The following is an 18,741-nucleotide window of genomic DNA, read 5'->3' as shown; positions in this document are numbered from 1 at the left end:
CCGCCTTGCAGCTGCACGCACCAGGCCCCGCTCACCGGCGTCGAAGAAGTGCTGCCGATTCCCTGCGCCGTGATCCAAACGACAGGCCCTAGACGTACCGCTCCAGGATCGACGACTCCGCCAGCCGCGACAGGCCCTCCCGCACACTGCGTGCCCGGGCCTCTCCCACGCCGTCCACCGCCTGGAGGTCGTCGACGCTCGCGGCGAGCAGCTTCTGCAGGCCGCCGAAGTGCTCCACCAGGCGGTCGATGATCGCTCCGGGGAGCCGGGGCACCTTGGCCAGGAGGCGGAAGCCGCGCGGGGACACCGCCGAGTCCAGCGTCTCGGGCGAGCCCGTGTAACCCAGGGCCCGTGCCACGATGGGCAGTTCGAGCAGCTCGGCGTGGGTGAGGGCGTCGAGCTCGGCCAGCGCCTCGTCGACCGTACGGGACCGCTTGGCGGTCGGCTCGGGGACGTAGTCCCGGACGACCAGCTCGCGCTCGGGCTCCACACCGGCGATCAGCTCGTCCAGCTGGAGGGCCAGCAGGCGCCCGTCCGTGCCCAGCTCCACCACGTACTCGGCGATCTCCGTCGCGATGCGGCGCACCATCTCCAGGCGCTGGGCGACCGCCGAGACGTCCCGGACGGTCACCAGGTCCTCGATCTCCAGCGCCGACAGCGTGCCCGCGACCTCGTCGAGGCGGAGCTTGTAGCGCTCCAGGGTGGCGAGGGCCTGGTTGGCACGGGACAGGATCGCCGCCGAGTCCTCCAGGACGCGGCGCTGACCGTCGACGTACAGGGCGATCAGCCGCATCGACTGCGAGACCGAGACCACCGGGAAGCCGACCTGCCTGCTGACGCGGTCAGCGGTGCGGTGCCGGGTGCCGGTCTCCTCGGTGGGGATCGTCGGGTCCGGGACCAGCTGCACGCCCGCGCGCAAAATCTTCGACAGGTCCGAGGACAGCACGATGCCGCCGTCCAGCTTGCACAGCTCGCGCAGCCGGGTCGCGGTGAACTCGACGTCCAGCACGAAACCGCCGCTGCACAGCGCCTCGACCGTCTTGTCGGACCCCAGCACGATGAGACCGCCGGTATTGCCCCGGAGCACCCGCTCCAGGCCGTCACGCAGGGCGGTTCCGGGTGCCACGGCGCTCAGTGAAGCGCGCATCAGGCCATCGGTACCGGCACTCCCACCGGATTTTCCGGGAGCTGCTGCCCGGTCGTTGGCTGCCACTGCACTCCTCCGGTCGCAGGTTCTGGGGCGCCCCGTGTCGCACACTTGGTTCGCACGGACGGGCGAGACCTGCGCAAAGTCTACCGGCGACCCTCCTCGTCCCGTGGGGCCTCTCTGCGACGGGAGCGCGGAAGGACGCGCAGCGCGTCCCCTATGTCCGAGACTTCCAGAACCTTCATGCCCGCGGGGATCTTGCCCGGATCGCCCGGCACCAGGGCGTGTGTGAAGCCCAGGCGGTGGGCTTCCGCCAGCCTGCGCTGCACGCCCGTGACCCGCCTCACCTCACCCGCGAGGCCGACTTCCCCGATCGCGACCAGGTTCTTGGGGAGAGGTGTGTCACTCGCCGCGCTCGCCAGGGCGAGGGCGACGGCCAGGTCCGCCGCGGGCTCGGAGAGCTTCACGCCGCCTACCGTCGCGGAGTAGATGTCCCGCTTGCCCAAGGCGCTGATCCGGCCGCGCTGTTCCAGCACCGCCAGCATCATCGAGACACGGGAGGTCTCCAGGCCCGAGGTGGTGCGGCGCGGGGACGGGATCTGCGAGTCGACCGTGAGCGCCTGGACCTCGGCGACCAGCGGGCGGCGGCCCTCCAGGGTGACGGTCAGGCAGGTGCCCGGGACCGGTTCGGCCCGACGTGTCAGGAAAAGTCCGCTCGGGTCCGCGAGGCCCGTGATGCCCTCGTCGTGCAGTTCGAAGCAGCCGACCTCGTCGGTGGTGCCGTAGCGGTTCTTGACGCCCCGGACGAGGCGGAGGCGGGCGTGCCGGTCGCCCTCGAAGTGCAGGACGACGTCCACGAGGTGTTCCAGCAGGCGCGGGCCGGCGATGGCGCCGTCCTTGGTGACATGGCCCACGAGCAGGGTGGACATGCCGCGTTCCTTCGACGCCCGGATCAGGGCCCCGGCGACCTCCCGCACCTGGGCCATGCCGCCGGGCGCGCCGTCGATCTCCGGGGAGGCCACCGTCTGCACCGAGTCCAGGATCAGCAGCGACGGCTTCACCGCGTCCAAGTGGCCCAGCACCGCCGCCAGGTCCGTCTCGGCGGCCAGATACAGGTGGTCGTCGATGGCGTTGATGCGGTCGGCGCGCAGCCGGACCTGGCTCGCCGACTCCTCGCCCGTGACATACAGCGTGCGGTGCTCGTCGCTCGCCGACTTGGCCGCCACGTCGAGCAGGAGCGTCGACTTGCCGACGCCCGGCTCGCCCGCGACCAGCACCACCGCGCCGGGGACCAGCCCGCCGCCGAGCACCCGGTCCAGCTCGGGGACGCCGGTGGTGCGGGCGGTGGCCCGGCGGCCGTCCACCTGGCCGATGGGCAGGGCGGAGGTGGTGACCCGGCCCGGTGTCGTCGTACGGACCGCGGGCGCGCCGTACTCCTCGACCGTCCCCCAGGCCTGGCACTCGGGGCAGCGGCCGAGCCACTTCGCCGTCTGCCACCCGCACTCCGTGCAGCGGTAGGAAGGACGGTCCTTGGTGGTCTTCGTACGGGCAGCCATGGACGAAACCGTAGCCGCAGGCACTGACACCGCGGTGACCGGAGGGCGTGGCCGTCGGTACGACCGGAGGGCGCGGCCACCCGCGCGCCCGGACAGCCCGGTCACCCGCGCGCCAGGACCCCGCCACCCCGCGCCGGCGGCGGAACAACTGGTTCCTGTCCCCTATTGAGGGATCGTTTCACCCGTACGGATTAAATGTGCTCAAGCCGCCGGAAGGTAACACTCCCGGCCCCCTACGGTCGCCGAATGACGAGCAGTACGCCGGAGATCTCGACCCGCTCGGCCGGCGCCCACCGGGCGCACCGGGAAGCGCGTGACCGCGGCGCGGCGCGCACGCTGGTGCAGCGGCCGCCCGCGCGCTACGAGCCCTACCTGGACGGCCTGTTCACCTACTGCCTCTCCGTGCTGTGCGACCACGACGCCGCGACCGCCGCCCTGGGCGACGTCCTCGCGCTCGCCGAACGCCGCGGCCGGCACGCCCCCGAGGCGCCCGCGGACCGCAGGGCCTGGCTGTACGCGCTGGCCCGCTGGGCGTGCCTGCGGGGGCTGGCCGAGGCCAAGCAGAAACGTACGAGCAGCCACGCCGCGGGCCGCGTACAGCGCCCCGACCCCCCAGCCGCTCCGGCCCTCTCCGAGGAGGTCCAGGAGCGGCGGCGCGGCGAACTGGCCCTGCTGGCCTGGCCGGAGGCCGCAGGCACCACCCCGGAGCAGCGGGAGGCGCTCGAACTGGCCGTGCGCCACCACCTCGCCGCCCACGAGGTCGCCGCCGTCCTCGGCAGGGACCTCGCCGCCACCCGCGACCTGCTCGCCTCCGCCGCCTGCGAGGTCGAACGCACGCGCGCGGCCCTCGCCGTGGTCGAGACCGGGGAGTGTCCGAGCGTCGCCCACCTCGTCGGCGACGACCGGCTCGTGCTCGGCACGGCCCTGCGCCGCGAGCTCGTCCGGCACGTCGACGACTGCCCGCGCTGCCGCCGCACCGCCGAGCGCGCCATCCCCGGCCGCTGGCCCGGCACCAGCGTCACGCCCGCCGCGCTGCCCGTCCTGCCCGCGCCCCTCGCGGCGCTGCACGTCGCCATGGCCCACCCGCCACGCGCGCGTGGCGCGGCCCCCCGCTTCGACCGGCGCGGCTACCCGATGGACCCCAAGGACCGCGCCGCCCGACGGGACCGGCTCCGCGCGCGTGCCGTCACCACGACCGTCGTCGCCACCGTCGTGGCCGCCCCCGTGCTCGCCCTGTGGGCCGCCTACCGGGGCACCCCCGTGGGCGAGGCCCAGGACGGCCGCTCCGCCTCAGCGCTGGAGGTGGACGACCCGCTCGGCCTGGACGGCGAGATGGCCGGGGGCGGCTACGAGAACACTGGCAACGCGAGCACCAGACCCGGCCCCCGCTTCGGCAAGAACGGCAAGGCCGACGTGTCCGTGGAGGTCATCGGCGTCGCGAGCGCCGGCCGCGCGAGCGCGCTGGACGTCACGGCGGACAACACCGGCGACACCACCCTGATCACCCTCACCGCCACGGGCCCGGCCCCGGTCCGCTGGTCCGCCGCCACGGGAGCCGACTGGCTCTACCTCAGCCAGTCCTCGGGAACGCTCCGGCCCGGCGAGTCGTTGACGATCAAGGTGTACGTCGACCATCTGCGGGAGCCGTCCGGCCCCTGGCACGCGCAGGTGGCGGTCGCACCCGTAGGCGCCGTCGTCCACATCGAGGGCTTCGGCACCGCGCCCACCCCCGCCGATCCCGGCCCCGGCCCGGACCCCCACCCCAGCGACCCGCCCCCGCACCAGCCCGACCCGACGCCCACGGCCTCGGCGCCGGACCCCGACCCGACGCCGACCACGCCGCCCCCGTCACCCGACCCGGACCCGACGTCCCCTGACCCGGACCCGACCGACCCGACGGACCCGGCACCCCCGCCCTCGGACGGCGACGACCCTGGCCCGTCCACGTCATAGACGCAGGTCGGCGGACATCAACGCGGGTCAGTCGACATCAACGCACGTCAGCCGACCGGATCCGCCGGATGCGGCGCCAGCAACGGCAGCTGCGACGCCAGCCGCTCCTCGCACAGCTCGACCAGCCGGTCGTAGCCGGCCTTGCCCATCAGCTCGATCAGCTCCGGCCGGTAGGACACGTACACCGGATCGCCCGCGCCGTGCGCGGAGGTCGCCGACGTGCACCACCAGTGCAGGTCATGGCCGCCCGGACCCCAGCCGCGCCGGTCGTACTCACCGATCGACACCTGCAGCACGCGCGTGTCGTCGGGCCGGTCGATCCACTCGTACGTCCGCCGCACCGGAAGCTGCCAGCACACGTCCGGCTTGGTCTCCAGCGGCTCGCGGCCCTCCTTCAGGGCGAGGATGTGCAGCGAGCAGCCCGCGCCGCCCGGGAAGCCCGGCCGGTTCTGGAAGATGCACGAGCCCTGGAAGGGCCGTGTCTGCCGGTCGCCGTCCTCGTCCTCGGAGATCCAGCCGCCGCTGGTGCCCTCGGCGTGGTTCTGCCAGATGTCCGGCGTGAGCCTCGCCACATGCTCGGCGACCCGCTTCTCGTCGTCCTCGTCGGAGAAATGGGCACCCAGCGTGCAGCACCCGTCGTCCGCGCGGCCGGCCTGGATGCCCTGGCAGCCGCTGCCGAAGATGCAGTTCCAGCGAGAGGTCAGCCATGTCAGATCGCAGCGGAAGACCTGCTCGTCGTCCGCCGGATCAGGAAACTCCACCCACGCGCGGGCGAAGTCGAGGCCCTTCTCGTCGGACACCGCGGGGCCCGATGATTTGTCGCGCTTCGCCTTTTTCGTCTTTGGCACAGGTCCAGGGTACGGGCCTTGTACCCACACCGAGGACGGCGGACGGCCCGGCTGGCAGTAGCGTGCCGTACATGAGACTCGGTGTCCTCGACGTGGGATCGAACACGGTGCATCTGCTCGTGGTGGACGCGCATCCCGGCGCGTGCCCGTTGCCCGCGCACTCGCACAAGGCGGAACTGCGCCTCGCCCAGCTCCTCGACGACGACGGCGCGATCGGCCCGCACGGCGTCGACCGGCTGGTCTCCGTCGTCCAGGAGGCGCTCCAGGCCGCCGAGGACAAGGGCGTCGAGGATCTGCTGCCGTTCGCCACCTCCGCCGTGCGCGAGGCCCGTAACGCCGACGACGTCCTCGCGCGCGTGCGGGCCGAGACCGGCGTAGAGCTCCAGGTCCTCACCGGCGCGGAGGAGGCCCGCCTCACCTTCCTCGCCGCCCGCCGCTGGTTCGGCTGGTCGGCCGGGAAACTGCTGGTCCTGGACATCGGCGGCGGCTCCCTGGAGATCGCCTACGGCATCGACGAGGAGCCCGACGCGGCCGTCTCGCTGCCGCTGGGCGCCGGCCGCCTCACCTCCAAGTGGCTGCCCGGCGACCCGCCCTCCCCGGACGACGTCCGCGCCCTGCGCCGCCATGTGCGCACCGAGATCGCCCGCACGGTCGGCGAGTTCAGCCGCATCGGCTCCCCCGACCATGTCGTGGCCACGTCGAAGACCTTCAAGCAGCTGGCCCGCATCGCCGGCGCCGCCCGCTCCGCCGAGGGCCCCTACGTCCAGCGCGAGCTCAAGCGTGAGTCCCTGGAGGGCTGGGTCCCGAGGCTGGCCGGCATGACGGAGGCGGAACGGGCCGAGCTGCCGGGCGTCTCGGAGGGCAGGGCGAACCAGCTCCTGGCCGGCGCCCTGGTCGCCGAGGGCGCCATGGACCTGTTCGGCGTCGAGCGCGTGGAGATCTGCCCGTGGGCGCTGCGGGAGGGCGTGATCCTGCGGCGCCTGGACCACATGGAGTCCGCATAAGAGAGCACGGAGCCCGCGTAAGAGAGCATGGAGCCCGCGTAAGAGAGCTGCGAAGGACGTGCACCCCCGCCGTGGCAAACACCACAACGGCCAAGAGGCCCCCCGCCCCGCCCCGACCACACCCCGTAATCTGTCCTGCATGGCAGAGCCAGCCGTGAAGATCCCGGACGCGAAGGTCGCCCTGTCGACGGCCTCGGTCTACCCGGAGTCGACGGCCACGGCCTTCGAGATCGCCGCACGCCTCGGCTACGACGGGGTCGAGGTCATGGTCTGGACGGACCCCGTGAGCCAGGACATCGAGGCCCTGCGCAGACTCAGCGACTACCACCAGATCCCGGTCCTGGCCGTGCACGCCCCCTGCCTGCTCATCACGCAGCGGGTCTGGTCCACCGACCCCTGGACCAAGCTGCAGCGGGCCCGCGCGGCGGCCGAGAAGCTCGACGCGAGCACCGTCGTCGTGCACCCGCCCTTCCGCTGGCAGCGCCAGTACGCCAGGGACTTCGTCGCGGGCATCTGGCGCATGGCGAACGAGACGGACGTACGGTTCGCCGTCGAGAACATGTACCCCTGGCGCTACCGCGACCGCGAGATGCTCGCGTACGCCCCCGACTGGGACGTGACGAAGGACGACTACCGCCACTTCACGATCGACCTCAGCCACACGGCCACGGCCCGCTCCGACGCGCTCGACATGGTCGACCGGATGGGAGACCGCCTCGGCCACGTCCACCTCGCCGACGGCAGGGGATCGGCCAAGGACGAGCACCTGGTGCCCGGCCGCGGCAACCAGCCCTGCGCCGAGGTGCTGGAGCGGCTCGCCCTCACCGGCTTCGACGGCCATGTCGTCATCGAGGTCAACACCCGCCGTGCCATGTCGAGCGCGGAGCGCGAGGCCGACCTGGCGGAGGCCCTGGCCTTCACCCGCCTGCACCTGGCCTCGGCGGTGAAGGTGCCACGACGATGAACGACCGCCCCCCGGCCGGACCCGGCGCAGGCACCGAAGCCGGCACCACCACGACCCCCCGCCGCCGTGGCCGCCCCCCACGCACGGAGTCGGCCGACACCCGCGACCGTATCCTCACCACCGCCCGCGACGAGTTCTCCGAGCGCGGCTACGAGAAGACGTCCGTGCGCGGCATCGCCAAGGCGGCCGGGGTCGACCCGGCGCTCGTGCACCACTACTTCGGGACCAAGGAGCAGGTCTTCGAGGCGGCGATCACCCAGTCGTTCGCCCCCGCCATGGAGGCACCGCGAGCCATCGAGGAGGGCCCGCTGGACGGCGTGGGGGAGCGCCTGGTCCGCTTCTTCTTCGGCATCTGGGAGAACCCGGCGACCCGCACGCCCCTGCTCGCCATCGTCCGCTCCGCCGTCACCAACGAGACGGCCGCAGCCGTCTTCCGCCGGATCGTCGCCACCCAGGTCCTGCGCCGCATCGCCGGCCGCCTGGACCTGCCGGACGCGGAACTGCGCGCCGAGCTCGCCGCCGCCCAGCTCGTGGGCACGGCCGTGCTGCGCTACGTCATCAAGGTCGAGCCGCTGGCCTCGGCGGACCCGGAGCAGATCATCGCGCGGCTGGCCCCGGTCGTGCAGGGGCACCTCACCGCCCCCTGAACCACCGCATGCGAGACATCCGTCCCGTATTCCGGACGCTCCGTCCCGCCCACTGGATGACGGGCGTACGCTCGTTAGCAGTCAGAATTCTCCGATACCTCTGACAGCCGTATCCGAAGGAGCGAGCGACGATGCCCGAGCTGAGGTCCCGCACAGTCACCCACGGCCGCAACATGGCGGGCGCCCGCGCCCTTATGCGGGCCTCCGGTGTACCGGGTGCGGACATCGGCCGCAAGCCGATCATCGCGGTCGCCAACAGCTTCACCGAGTTCGTGCCGGGCCACACCCACCTCCAGCCGGTCGGCCGGATCGTCAGCGAGGCGATCGTCGAGGCCGGCGGCATCCCGCGCGAGTTCAACACCATCGCGGTGGACGACGGCATCGCCATGGGCCACGGCGGCATGCTGTACTCCCTCCCCTCCCGCGACCTGATCGCGGACTCGGTCGAGTACATGGTCGAGGCCCACTGCGCCGACGCCCTGATCTGCATCTCCAACTGCGACAAGATCACCCCGGGCATGCTGAACGCGGCCCTGCGCCTCAACATCCCCACGGTCTTCGTCTCCGGCGGCCCGATGGAGTCCGGCCGCGCCACCCTGGTCGACGGCACGGTCCGCACCCTCGACCTGGTCGACGCGATCTCCGACGCCGTGAACGACAAGATCTCGGACGAGGACATCCTCCGCATCGAGGAGAACGCCTGCCCCACCTGCGGCAGCTGTTCCGGCATGTTCACCGCCAACTCGATGAACTGCCTCACCGAGGCCATCGGCCTCTCCCTCCCCGGCAACGGCTCGGTCCTGGCCACGCACACCGCGCGCAAGCAGCTCTACGTCGACGCCGCGAACACGGTCATGGACATCACCCGCCGCTACTACGAGCAGGACGACGACACGGTCCTGCCGCGCAACGTCGCCACCTTCGCGGCCTTCGAGAACGCGATGGCCCTCGACATCGCCATGGGCGGCTCGACCAACACGATCCTGCACCTGCTGGCCGCGGCCCAGGAGGCGGACGTCCCCTTCGGCCTCGCGGAGATCGACGCGGTCTCGCGCCGCGTCCCCTGCCTCGCCAAGGTCGCCCCGAACGTCGCCAAGAACCGCACGTACTACATGGAGGACGTGCACCGCGCCGGCGGCATCCCCGCCCTCCTCGGCGAACTGCACCGCGGCGGCCTGCTCAACGAGGACGTGCACTCGGTCCACAGCCCGACCCTGGCCGACTGGCTGAAGACCTGGGACGTCCGCGGCGGCTCCCCGTCCCCCAAGGCCCTCGAACTGTGGCATGCGGCCCCCGGCTGCGTCCGCTCCGCCGAGGCCTTCTCCCAGTCCGAGCGCTGGGAGGCCCTCGACGAGGACGCCGAGGGCGGCTGCATCCGTTCCGTCGAGCACGCGTACTCCAAGGACGGCGGCCTCGCGGTCCTCAAGGGCAACCTCGCGGTCGACGGCTGCGTGGTGAAGACGGCCGGCGTCGACGAGTCGATCTGGACCTTCGAGGGCCCTGCGGTCGTCTGCGAGTCGCAGGAGGAGGCCGTCGAGAAGATCCTGCTGAAGCAGATCACGGAGGGCGACGTCGTCGTCATCCGCTACGAGGGCCCCAAGGGCGGCCCCGGCATGCAGGAGATGCTCTACCCGACCTCGTACCTGAAGGGCCGCGGCCTCGGCAAGGCCTGCGCCCTGATCACCGACGGCCGCTTCTCCGGCGGCACGTCCGGCCTCTCCATCGGGCACGCCTCGCCCGAGGCGGCCGGCGGCGGCACCATCGCCCTCGTCGAGGACGGCGACCGCATCCGCATCGACATCCCGAACCGCACCATCGAACTCCTCGTCGACGACGCCGAACTGGCCCGCCGCGAAGAGTCCCTGGGCGGCGTCTACGCCCCGAAGAACCGCGACCGCAAGGTCTCCGCCGCCCTGCGCGCCTACGCCGCGATGGCCACCAGCGCGGACAAGGGCGCCGTCCGGGACGTGTCGAAGCTCGGCTGACCACCCCGGGGCCGCCCCGCGAGGGCAAGGCGGCGGCGGCCCCTACCACCCGGCCGGATCACGCCCGTCCACGCCGAAGACACTGCCGTCCGGAGCACCGGCGAAGACATGGTCGTCCACGACCACGGGCGTGGGCAGCGTGGCCGGAACCCGGTCCGACTGCTCCGCCAGCCGAGGAGGCGTCTGCCCGACGAGCTTCCCGCGCCGCCCGTCGACGGCGAGCAGCCGCCCGTCCGGCGTGGTGACGTACACATACCGATCGCCGGCGACCGGCACGGACCCCCGCGCGACACCGGTCTGCAGACTCCACAGCTGCTTGCGCGCCGCCAGATCGACGGCGACCAGCCCCCCGCCCTCCGCCATCAGATGGACGACGTCCCCGCGCACACTGCCCTGCACCCCCTGCAACGGGATATCCAACGGCACACGCTCGCTCGTCCGCCCCTTGGGGCTGTACCGCACCACGGCCCGCGCCTCGCCCCGCACAGCATCCTCCGAGACGAACACGACCGACCCGCCCACCGCCCCGACCGGCTCCAACGCCCCTTCCAGCCGCGCGTCCCACCGCACTTCGCCCGTGCCGGGATCCACCGCCGTCACCTTCGTCGTGGCCCCATCGCCGGACACGGTCGCCGCATACGCCAGCGGATCCCCAGGGAAGGCCACGAAGTACGGCACGCCCTGCCCCGGAATCGGCTGACGCCACTTCACGTCCCCGGAGGCACTGTCCACACCCGCCACCGTGCCGTCGGCCGCGGTGAGCAGCACCATCCCTCCCACCGCCTGCACCCCACCCGACATGGACATGGCCTGCCGCCGGAGCACATCACCCGACTCCGGATCCAGCGCGGTCAACCGCTCCCCGTGCCCGAGCCCCGCCAGCACCAGATCACCCGACACGACCGGAGCCCCACTCGCCGGCCCCTCGGCGGCAACCCCCTCCAGCGGGTACTCCCACAACAGCCGCCCGTCGGCCGGATCGAGAGCGAAGACCAGCCCGCTCTGCGCGCACAGCAACTTCCCGGCCGCGTACGAGCACAAAGGCGTGCCACCCGTCCCGGACAACGGCGTCGCCGCCCACGCCGTGAAGGCGGCAGCCGTCGTCCGCGGCGCACTGACCGCGGGCGCCGGAGCAGGACCGCCCCCGAGCAGAGGCACCACCGCGAACCCCCCGACCACGGCCAGCCCAAGGGCACCGGCCCCCAAGACGGCCCGCTTGCCAAGACGCAGCCGGAACCGCTGCGGGGACGCGACGGAAGGCGTCACAACGGCGGACTCACCCGCACCCGGCGCCTCATCCCCCCGCTGCGCCGGTATGAACACCTGCGTGTCGTACGACGCCGACACCGATCGCAGTTCCCGCATCAACTCGTCGGGAGTGGGCCGGTCCTCGGGCTCCTTGGCGAGACACCGCAGCACGAGCGGCGCCAACTGTTCCGGTACGCCGGCCAACTCAGGCTCATCGTGCACGACCTGATAGGCGACGACATAGGGACTGTCGGAATCGAACGGCCCCCGCCCGGTGGCCGCGTGCACCATCACCGACCCGAGGGCGAACACGTCGGCGGCGGGCCCCACTTCCCTGGGCCGCCGGAACTGCTCGGGCGCCATGAAGGGCGGCGTACCGATCAGCTTCCCGGTCTCGGTCCGCAACTCGCTGTCCTTCGGCCGGGAAATGCCGAAGTCGATGACCTTCGGCCCGTCCTCGGCGAGCAGGACGTTGCTCGGCTTCAGGTCCCGGTGCACGACCCCGACCCGATGGATGTCGCGCAGCGCCTCCGCGAGCCCGGCCATCACCCGACGCAACTGGGCCGGACCCAAGGGCCCGTTCCGCTTCACCTCTTCGGACAGTGTCGGGCCCGGAATGAACAGCGTCGCCATCCAGGGCCGCACGGCTTCGGGATCGGCATCCACAACGGGCGCGGTGAAGGCCCCGCTGACCCGCCGGGCCGCCCCCACCTCCTGCCGGAAACGCCCCCTGAACTCGGGGTCCTCGGCGAACCGCCCGTGTACCACCTTCACGGCCAGCTTCATCCCGGAGGTGCTCCGCGCCAGATGCACGACACCCATGCCGCCCGAACCCAGACACTCCTCGAGCCGGTAGTGACCGGCATATTCAGGAAGTTCCGCTTCCGCGCCCGCTCCGGCGTTTCCCTGCGCCGCCATGGAACCACCCCCGTGCTGTTCGTTCGCGCGCGCGACGCACGGAGCCTAGTCGATGACTCGTACGGGACAGAGGCGGCTTGCTAGCCTCCGCTGACGAATCACGCACAAGTGTTTGATGGCGTGATTCAAGGGAATCAACGGGACCCCATGGCTGCCATGGGGTCAACGGGGGAGGTTTTTCATGTCTGTAGAACAGGTCAGACCCAGCACCGGAACGCCGGTGGTCACCACACTGGCCGCCGCGGCCACGTACTACTCGATCGCACCCGGCGTCAGCCTCAACGTCCGCAGCGGCCCCGGCACCGGCTACCCGGTCGTCAGGACCCTGCCGGAAGGCGCCCGGGTAGCCATCCACTGCCAGACACCGGGCACGCGCGTCACGGGCCCGTACGGCACGACCACCATCTGGGACAACATCGCGAGCGGCCAGTACATCTCGGACGCCTACGTGAACACAGGCAGCGACGGCTACATCCGCCCCCGCTGCTCCTGACCCGCACCACACAACCGCGAGCGGCCCGCCCCCACTGCGGGCCGCCCGCGGCATGCGCTCGCGGGACCCCCGCGCCCGGCACGTGCTCGTGGGACCACCGCGCACCCGCGCCCGGCACGTGCTCGTGGGACCACCGCCCACCGCACCCGCACCCGCCGGACGGACGCAAGGGGACGTGTCGGGGGGTGTCCGCCCGCAGCGGTTGTCGCGTCAACGGACAGTCAGTCGGCGTCCGACCCCATCGCGACGTTCCGAGGACGGACACCCCCCGGCGCGGCCCCGACCCACCCCCGGCGCCAGGCGCGGACGCGCACCGCCGCCAAAGCCCCACAGGCCCCCGCAGCCCACCACACCCCCGCGCGATAATCGGCCCGTGAGCGCAGAAAACGGCACACCCCCCGGCCCGTCCCCCGACCCCATCCGCTTCTTCGGCACGACCTGGCTGAACCACGACCACGGCTACACCCCCCGCCGCATCGCCGTAGCCATCGGCTCACTGGCCACCGCGGCCGCGGCCTGCCTGGTCCTCCGCCTCGCCTACCAGGGCCTCCAGATCGCCGCGATCGGCGGCTTCGTCTCGCTCCTCATGATCGTGATGTTCGCGATCTGCAGCGCGATGGCCTTCCGCCACACCTGGGACGGCTTCACCCGCCGCCCCGACCCCGACCGCCAGGCATCCCTCCGCGGCCTCCTGGCCATCGGCTTCGTCGGCTCCCTCCTCGCGTACTTCTTCCGCTCCCTCACCGAGGCCCCCGGCGAGAAGCTCCACCGCGAGGAGTACGAGGCAGCCCGCAAGCGACACGAGAAGGGCACCACCCGCCGCTCCGGCAACCCCTCGAAGAGACGCCGATAACCCGCCACCTCTCACCCAAATCTCACCGCCCCCACCCCACCCCCGGCCACCATGGCCGCATGACCACACCGTCCTCGGCCCACCACCCCACCCCCGGAGCCGACACCACCCCCGGAGCCGACACCACCACGGAACGACCCACCACAGAACCCCACTCCACCCGAACCGCCCGAGCCCACTCCTTCAACACCGCCGCAGCCCGATACGCGGCCAACCGCCCCTCCTACCCCCCAGCCCTCTTCGACGCGATAGAAGACCTGGCCGGCCACCCCCTCCCCGGCTCCCGCGTCGCAGACATCGGCGCAGGCACCGGCATAGCGACCGCCCTCCTGAACGCCCGGGGCGCGGACGTCGTCGCGGTGGAACCCGGCGACGGCATGGCAGCGCAATTCCGCCGCACCCTCCCCACCGTCCCGATCATCCGCGGCACCGGCGACGACCTCCCCCTCGCCACCGCCTCCCTCGACTTCGTCACCTACGCCCAGGCCTGGCACTGGACCGACCCGGCCCGCGCCGTCCCGGAGGCCCTCCGCGTCCTGCGCCCCGGCGGCGCGCTCGCCCTCTGGTGGAACACCGACGCCCTCGACGTGCCCTGGATCGCCGAGGCCGCCGCCCGCACCGGGCGCCACTTCGGCATCGACATCTCCGCCGAGAAACGAAACGTCAACGCCCGCGCCGCCGACCCCACCGGCCGCCTCGACTTCACCCGCCGCACGGTCCGCTGGAGCCGCCGCGTCCCGGTCGACACCCACCTCGCCAACCTCGCCACCCACTCGGTCTTCCTGGTCCACGACGAGGAACACACCGCGTCCTTCCTCGCCGACGAACGCGAGCACCTGCTCAGCGCCTTCCCGGACGGTTCCGTCGAGGAGGTCTACGAGGTGGTCCTCCTGCTAGCGAAGACCAAACCCTGACCCCGGACCGACCTCCTGCTTGACGCACCCCACCACCGGGAGCATTATTCATCACATGATGAATAATGCTCCCGGCCGACCACGCCCCGGCGCGAACCCCACCACAGACCCCGCAGCCGTACACGCCGACAACCTCACCGTCACCCGAGGCCCCCGCACGGTCCTGCGAGCCCTCGGCTTCACCGTCCCCCGAGGCCAGATCACCGGTCTCCTCGGCCCCTCCGGCTGCGGCAAGTCGACCCTCATGCGCTCCATCGTCGGCACCCAGGCCAAGATCACCGGCACCCTCGACGTCCTCGGCCACCCCGCAGGCCACCCCACCCTGCGCACCCGCATCGGCTACGTCACCCAGGCCCCGTCCGTCTACGACGACCTGACCGTCCGCCAGAACCTCGACTACTTCGCCGCGATCCTCGACCCCGGCCGATCCGCAGCCGACCGCCGCGAGGAGAACGTCACCCGCGCGATCGCCGACGTCGACCTCACCACCCACACCGACGCCCTGGCCGGCAACCTCTCCGGCGGCCAGCGCAACCGCGTCTCCCTGGCCGTCGCCCTCCTCGGCACCCCCGACCTCCTGGTCCTCGACGAACCCACGGTCGGCCTCGACCCGGTCCTGCGCCGCGACCTCTGGAACCTCTTCCACGACATCGCGACGACCCGCGGCGCCACCCTCCTCGTCTCCTCCCACGTCATGGACGAGGCCGAGCGCTGCCACCGCCTCCTCCTCATGCGCGAGGGCGAGCTCCTCGCCGACGACACCCCCGACGCCCTGCGCACCGCCACCGGCGCCGAGACGGTCGAGGAGGCCTTCCTGCACCTGGTGGACGAAGCGAAGGCGGCATCCCGCCCGAAGGAGACGACACGATGACGACCCCTGGCACCACAACCGCCACCCCCACCACCCCAGCTACCACAACCACCACACCGAAGGCCCTGAGCCTCGCCCGCACCACGGCCACCACCACCCGAGTCCTGCGCCAGCTCACCCACGACCCCCGCACGATCGTGCTCCTGCTCCTCATCCCCTGCGTGATGCTGCTCCTGCTCCGCTACGTCTTCGACGGCACCCCCCGCACCTTCGACAGCATCGGCGCGTCCCTCCTCGGGATCTTCCCGCTGATCACGATGTTCCTGGTGACCTCCATCGCCACCCTGCGCGAACGCACCTCCGGCACCCTCGAACGCCTCCTCGCCATGCCCCTCGGCAAGGGCGACCTCATCGCCGGCTACGCCCTCGCCTTCGGCACCCTCGCGATCATCCAGTCCGCCCTGGCCACAGGCCTCGCGGTCTGGTTCCTCGGCCTCGACGTCACCGGCAGCCCCTGGCTCCTCCTCCTGGTGGCCCTCCTCGACGCCCTCCTGGGCACCGCGCTAGGCCTCTTCGTCTCGGCCTTCGCGGCATCGGAATTCCAGGCGGTCCAGTTCATGCCGGCGGTGATCTTCCCCCAGCTCCTCCTCTGCGGCCTGTTCACCCCGCGCGACGCCATGCACCCGGTCCTGGAGACCATCTCCGACGTCCTCCCCATGTCCTACGCCGTGGACGGCATGAACGAGGTCCTCCACCACACCGACATGACGGCCACCTTCGTACGAGACGCCCTGATCGTGGCGGGCTGCGCCCTCCTGGTCCTGACCCTGGGCGCCGCGACGCTACGACGCAGGACGGCATGATCCGAGGGCCCGCCCGACATCCCGCCCACCGGACACACCCCCGCCCCACAGCCCCCGAGTGCGAGGATGAACCGGACGACGCGCACCCTCCGGAGGACACCCCAGCCATGACCCAGAAAGTCGCAGTCCTCGGCACCGGCAAGATCGGCGAAGCCCTGCTCAGCGGCATGATCCGCGCCGGCTGGAACCCGGCCGACCTCCTGGTCACCGCCCGCCGCCAGGAACGGGCCGAGGAACTCCGCACCCGCTACGGCGTCACCCCGGTCACCAACCCGGAAGCCGCGAAGACCGCCGACACCCTGATCCTCACGGTCAAACCGCAGGACATGGGCACGCTCCTCGACGAACTCGCCCCCCACGTCCCCGCAGACCGCCTGGTCATCAGCGGCGCCGCCGGCATCCCCACGGCGTACTTCGAGGAACGCCTCGCCACCGGCACCCCGGTCGTCCGCGTCATGACGAACACCCCGGCCCTCGTCGACGAGGCGATGTCCGTCATCTCCGCCGGCACCCACGCCACCGCCGACCACCTCGCCCACACCGAGGAGATCTTCGGCGGCGTCGGCAAGACGCTCCGCGTCCCCGAGTCCCAGCAGGACGCCTGCACCGCACTCTCCGGCTCCGGCCCGGCCTACTTCTTCTACCTGGTCGAAGCCATGACCGACGCCGGCATCCTCCTCGGCCTGCCCCGCGACAAGGCCCACGACCTGATCGTCCAGTCCGCCATCGGCGCCGCGACGATGCTCCGCGACAGCGGCGAGCACCCGGTCAAGCTCCGCGAGAACGTCACGTCCCCCGCGGGCACGACGATCAACGCCATCCGCGAACTCGAGAGCCACGGCGTACGAGCCGCCCTCATCGCCGCCCTCGAAGCCGCCCGCGACCGCAGCCGCGCCCTGGCCTCCGGCAACAACAGCTGAGCACCCGGGGGCGGGCCGATCACCCGCCCCCGCGGCACATCACGCCGGGAGCAACCCGATCGCGCGATAAGCGGCATCCACCGTCGGCCGAGCCATCCCCCGCGCCCGCTCCGCCCCGTCCCGCAGCACGCGCTCCACATACCCGGGGTCCGCGCACAACTCCTTGTGGCGCTTCTGAACCGGCCGAAGCACCTCCACCACCGCCTCAGCGGTGTCCTTCTTCAGATCCCCGTACGACGCGTACGCGCCGCTCAACCTCTCCGGCTCCTCACCCGAGCACGCGGCGAGAATCTCCAGCAGATTCGCGAGCCCCGGCCGGGCCTCCCGGTCGTAGACGACCTCACGCCCGCTGTCGGTCACCGCCCGCATGACCTTCTTCCGCACCACGTCCGGCTCGTCCAACAGATAGACGATCCCCGGCCCGACGTCGTCGCTCTTGCCCATCTTCGACATCGGATCCTGCAGATTCATCACCCGAGCCGCGACCTCGGGACGCGTGGCCCGTGGCACCACGAACGTATGCCCGTACCGCTGGTTGAACCGCACGGCGATATCCCGCGCCAGCTCCACATGCTGCCGCTGATCGTCCCCGACCGGCACCTCATCGGCCCCGTAGGCCAGGATGTCCGCCGCCATCAGCACCGGGTAGGTCAGCAGCGACAGCCGCACACTCCCACCCCGCCGCTGCTCCCGCGCGGCCTTCTCCTTGTACTGGATCATCCGCCGCATCTCGCCGTCGGTGGCGACGCACTCCAGCACATACGACAGCCGAGCGTGCTCGTCCACATGGCTCTGCACGAACACCGTGCACTCGTCCGGATCCAGCCCGGACGCCAGCAGCAACGTCGCCGCCTGCCGACTCAGCCGGCGCACCCGCGCCGGATCATGCTCCACGGTCAAGGCATGCAGATCGACGACACAGAACAAGGCATCGGCCTCGTGCTGGTCGACGGCAGCCCACCGCCGCATGGCTCCCAAGTAGTTCCCCAGCGTCAGATGCCCCGTCGGCTTGACCCCGCTGAAGACCCGTGTCATCTCTCCTCCACCTCCTGGCCGGGACCGCCGCCCCGGGCGGCCGTCCCTCGGTGGTTCCGGAGGGAGAAACAAGAACGGCCGCCGAAGCGGCGGCCGTTGAATGCATACGCGAGAGCGGCCGCCGTCAGGCGGCCCACCACAGCTGGGTGCACGTACGCGTCGTCATGCAGCCCAGGCTACGCCTCCGGAGTGCCGCCCGCCCCCGAGTTGACACGCCCAACCCCCGTCCGTAGTGTTCTCCGAGTTGCCCGACGTGAGCGCCGACTCCGGTCGGTCCCCGGGCAGCCACTCCGGAAGTACCAACCACTCTTCGACGCGCAGTACGCCTGTCGTCGTTTCATTGGTATGCGTATTTACGGAATGAGGAATCTCCGTTCGAAAGAACGAGGCCCCCGATTCGCTCGGGAGCCGGGGAATCCGCTAAAGTCTCACTCGTCGGAACGGCCCAACAGCCGCAAAGACAAACCCCACTGACTGGGGATCAGGTCCGAAAGGATCTGATAGAGTCGGAACCGCCGGAAAGGGAAACGCGGAAGCGGGAACCTGGAAAGCACCGAGGAAATCGGATCGGAAAGATCTGAT

The 18,741-nt window shown here is 71.7% G+C and carries 16 protein-coding genes; 11 read left to right on the top strand and 5 right to left on the bottom strand.

The genetic code is table 11. The features are described from left to right. Positions 1 to 88 precede the first annotated feature (88 nt). Both disA and radA read right to left on the bottom strand, forming a co-directional pair. Complete coding sequence (disA, locus tag ACFZBT_RS40215) at positions 89 to 1,213, bottom strand: DNA integrity scanning diadenylate cyclase DisA (protein WP_391115365.1); 1,125 nt, start codon at positions 1,211 to 1,213, stop codon at positions 89 to 91. Between the two features lie 80 nt (positions 1,214 to 1,293). Then, positions 1,294 to 2,703: a DNA repair protein RadA gene (radA, locus tag ACFZBT_RS40210; RefSeq protein ID WP_391115362.1), complete on the bottom strand. Its 1,410-nt coding sequence runs from the start codon at positions 2,701 to 2,703 to the stop codon at positions 1,294 to 1,296. A gap of 246 nt (positions 2,704 to 2,949) precedes the next feature. Between radA and ACFZBT_RS40205 the strand changes: the two genes are divergently transcribed. Next, entirely contained in the window at positions 2,950 to 4,656 is a 1,707-nt protein-coding gene (locus ACFZBT_RS40205; RefSeq protein ID WP_391115359.1) for a hypothetical protein, read from the top strand. 47 nt (positions 4,657 to 4,703) lie between these two features. Here ACFZBT_RS40205 and ACFZBT_RS40200 read toward each other — a convergent pair whose 3' ends face one another. Continuing rightward, on the bottom strand, positions 4,704 to 5,504 hold the full coding sequence (locus ACFZBT_RS40200; protein WP_391115356.1) for a hypothetical protein: 801 nt from the start codon (positions 5,502 to 5,504) through the stop codon (positions 4,704 to 4,706). A 71-nt stretch (positions 5,505 to 5,575) separates the two neighbouring features. Here ACFZBT_RS40200 and ACFZBT_RS40195 point away from each other — a divergent pair, with 71 nt between their 5' ends. The 4 genes from ACFZBT_RS40195 to ilvD all read left to right on the top strand — a co-directional run bounded on the left by ACFZBT_RS40195 (position 5,576) and on the right by ilvD (position 10,104). Further along, complete coding sequence (locus ACFZBT_RS40195) at positions 5,576 to 6,508, top strand: Ppx/GppA family phosphatase (protein WP_391115354.1); 933 nt, start codon at positions 5,576 to 5,578, stop codon at positions 6,506 to 6,508. Positions 6,509 to 6,647: 139 nt separating this feature from the next. Continuing rightward, the gene (locus tag ACFZBT_RS40190) at positions 6,648 to 7,472 is read left to right on the top strand and encodes a sugar phosphate isomerase/epimerase family protein (protein WP_382490784.1); all 825 of its coding nucleotides are present in this window, start codon (positions 6,648 to 6,650) and stop codon (positions 7,470 to 7,472) included. Beyond that, positions 7,469 to 8,119 (top strand): TetR family transcriptional regulator, encoded by a 651-nt coding sequence (locus ACFZBT_RS40185; RefSeq protein ID WP_391115351.1) that lies wholly within the window; start codon positions 7,469 to 7,471, stop codon positions 8,117 to 8,119. The genes ACFZBT_RS40190 and ACFZBT_RS40185 overlap by 4 nt, the downstream gene beginning before the upstream one ends. Positions 8,120 to 8,250: 131 nt before the next feature. Then, a complete protein-coding gene (ilvD, locus tag ACFZBT_RS40180; protein ID WP_391115348.1) occupies positions 8,251 to 10,104 on the top strand; it encodes a dihydroxy-acid dehydratase in 1,854 nt (617 codons plus the stop codon). 42 nt (positions 10,105 to 10,146) lie between these two features. On the opposite strand, the gene ACFZBT_RS40175 is transcribed toward ilvD, so the two are convergent. Beyond that, positions 10,147 to 12,270, bottom strand: a complete 2,124-nt coding sequence (locus tag ACFZBT_RS40175; RefSeq protein WP_391115345.1) for a PQQ-binding-like beta-propeller repeat protein — start codon at positions 12,268 to 12,270, stop codon at positions 10,147 to 10,149. Between the two features lie 181 nt (positions 12,271 to 12,451). Here ACFZBT_RS40175 and ACFZBT_RS40170 point away from each other — a divergent pair, with 181 nt between their 5' ends. The 6 genes from ACFZBT_RS40170 to proC all read left to right on the top strand — a co-directional run bounded on the left by ACFZBT_RS40170 (position 12,452) and on the right by proC (position 17,124). After that, positions 12,452 to 12,763: an SH3 domain-containing protein gene (locus tag ACFZBT_RS40170; RefSeq protein WP_391115342.1), complete on the top strand. Its 312-nt coding sequence runs from the start codon at positions 12,452 to 12,454 to the stop codon at positions 12,761 to 12,763. Between the two features lie 373 nt (positions 12,764 to 13,136). Continuing rightward, positions 13,137 to 13,616 (top strand): EamA/RhaT family transporter, encoded by a 480-nt coding sequence (locus ACFZBT_RS40165; RefSeq protein WP_391115340.1) that lies wholly within the window; start codon positions 13,137 to 13,139, stop codon positions 13,614 to 13,616. 59 nt (positions 13,617 to 13,675) lie between these two features. Beyond that, positions 13,676 to 14,530: a methyltransferase domain-containing protein gene (locus ACFZBT_RS40160; RefSeq protein WP_391115337.1), complete on the top strand. Its 855-nt coding sequence runs from the start codon at positions 13,676 to 13,678 to the stop codon at positions 14,528 to 14,530. A gap of 55 nt (positions 14,531 to 14,585) precedes the next feature. Next, a complete protein-coding gene (locus ACFZBT_RS40155; RefSeq protein ID WP_391115334.1) occupies positions 14,586 to 15,401 on the top strand; it encodes an ATP-binding cassette domain-containing protein in 816 nt (271 codons plus the stop codon). Continuing rightward, positions 15,398 to 16,204 (top strand): ABC transporter permease, encoded by an 807-nt coding sequence (locus ACFZBT_RS40150; protein ID WP_391115331.1) that lies wholly within the window; start codon positions 15,398 to 15,400, stop codon positions 16,202 to 16,204. Before ACFZBT_RS40155 ends, ACFZBT_RS40150 begins: the two co-directional genes overlap by 4 nt. A 107-nt stretch (positions 16,205 to 16,311) precedes the next feature. Continuing rightward, positions 16,312 to 17,124 (top strand): pyrroline-5-carboxylate reductase, encoded by an 813-nt coding sequence (proC, locus tag ACFZBT_RS40145; protein WP_391115329.1) that lies wholly within the window; start codon positions 16,312 to 16,314, stop codon positions 17,122 to 17,124. Between the two features lie 39 nt (positions 17,125 to 17,163). Here the strand turns inward: proC and trpS are convergent, their stop codons facing one another. After that, on the bottom strand, positions 17,164 to 18,159 hold the full coding sequence (gene trpS / locus ACFZBT_RS40140; protein WP_391115326.1) for a tryptophan--tRNA ligase: 996 nt from the start codon (positions 18,157 to 18,159) through the stop codon (positions 17,164 to 17,166). Positions 18,160 to 18,741: the final 582 nt, after the last annotated feature.

The sequence above is a fragment of the Streptomyces sp. NPDC008137 genome (assembly GCF_042957035.1).
GTDB lineage: Bacteria > Actinomycetota > Actinomycetes > Streptomycetales > Streptomycetaceae > Streptomyces.
This window is presented reverse-complemented; position numbering and strand designations above follow the sequence as displayed.

Excerpts from the sequence above, each read along its gene's own strand:
- radA (WP_391115362.1), bottom strand. The coding sequence starts at position 2,703 with ATGGCTGCCCGTACGAAGACCACCAAGGACCGTCCTTCCTACCGCTGC.
- ACFZBT_RS40205 (WP_391115359.1), top strand. The coding sequence starts at position 2,950 with ATGACGAGCAGTACGCCGGAGATCTCGACCCGCTCGGCCGGCGCCCAC.
- ACFZBT_RS40170 (WP_391115342.1), top strand. The coding sequence starts at position 12,452 with ATGTCTGTAGAACAGGTCAGACCCAGCACCGGAACGCCGGTGGTCACC.
- ACFZBT_RS40185 (WP_391115351.1), top strand. The coding sequence starts at position 7,469 with ATGAACGACCGCCCCCCGGCCGGACCCGGCGCAGGCACCGAAGCCGGC.
- ilvD (WP_391115348.1), top strand. The coding sequence starts at position 8,251 with ATGCCCGAGCTGAGGTCCCGCACAGTCACCCACGGCCGCAACATGGCG.
- ACFZBT_RS40190 (WP_382490784.1), top strand. The coding sequence starts at position 6,648 with ATGGCAGAGCCAGCCGTGAAGATCCCGGACGCGAAGGTCGCCCTGTCG.
- proC (WP_391115329.1), top strand. The coding sequence starts at position 16,312 with ATGACCCAGAAAGTCGCAGTCCTCGGCACCGGCAAGATCGGCGAAGCC.
- ACFZBT_RS40155 (WP_391115334.1), top strand. The coding sequence starts at position 14,586 with ATGATGAATAATGCTCCCGGCCGACCACGCCCCGGCGCGAACCCCACC.
- ACFZBT_RS40195 (WP_391115354.1), top strand. The coding sequence starts at position 5,576 with ATGAGACTCGGTGTCCTCGACGTGGGATCGAACACGGTGCATCTGCTC.
- trpS (WP_391115326.1), bottom strand. The coding sequence starts at position 18,159 with ATGACACGGGTCTTCAGCGGGGTCAAGCCGACGGGGCATCTGACGCTG.
- ACFZBT_RS40150 (WP_391115331.1), top strand. The coding sequence starts at position 15,398 with ATGACGACCCCTGGCACCACAACCGCCACCCCCACCACCCCAGCTACC.
- ACFZBT_RS40160 (WP_391115337.1), top strand. The coding sequence starts at position 13,676 with ATGACCACACCGTCCTCGGCCCACCACCCCACCCCCGGAGCCGACACC.
- ACFZBT_RS40175 (WP_391115345.1), bottom strand. The coding sequence starts at position 12,270 with ATGGCGGCGCAGGGAAACGCCGGAGCGGGCGCGGAAGCGGAACTTCCT.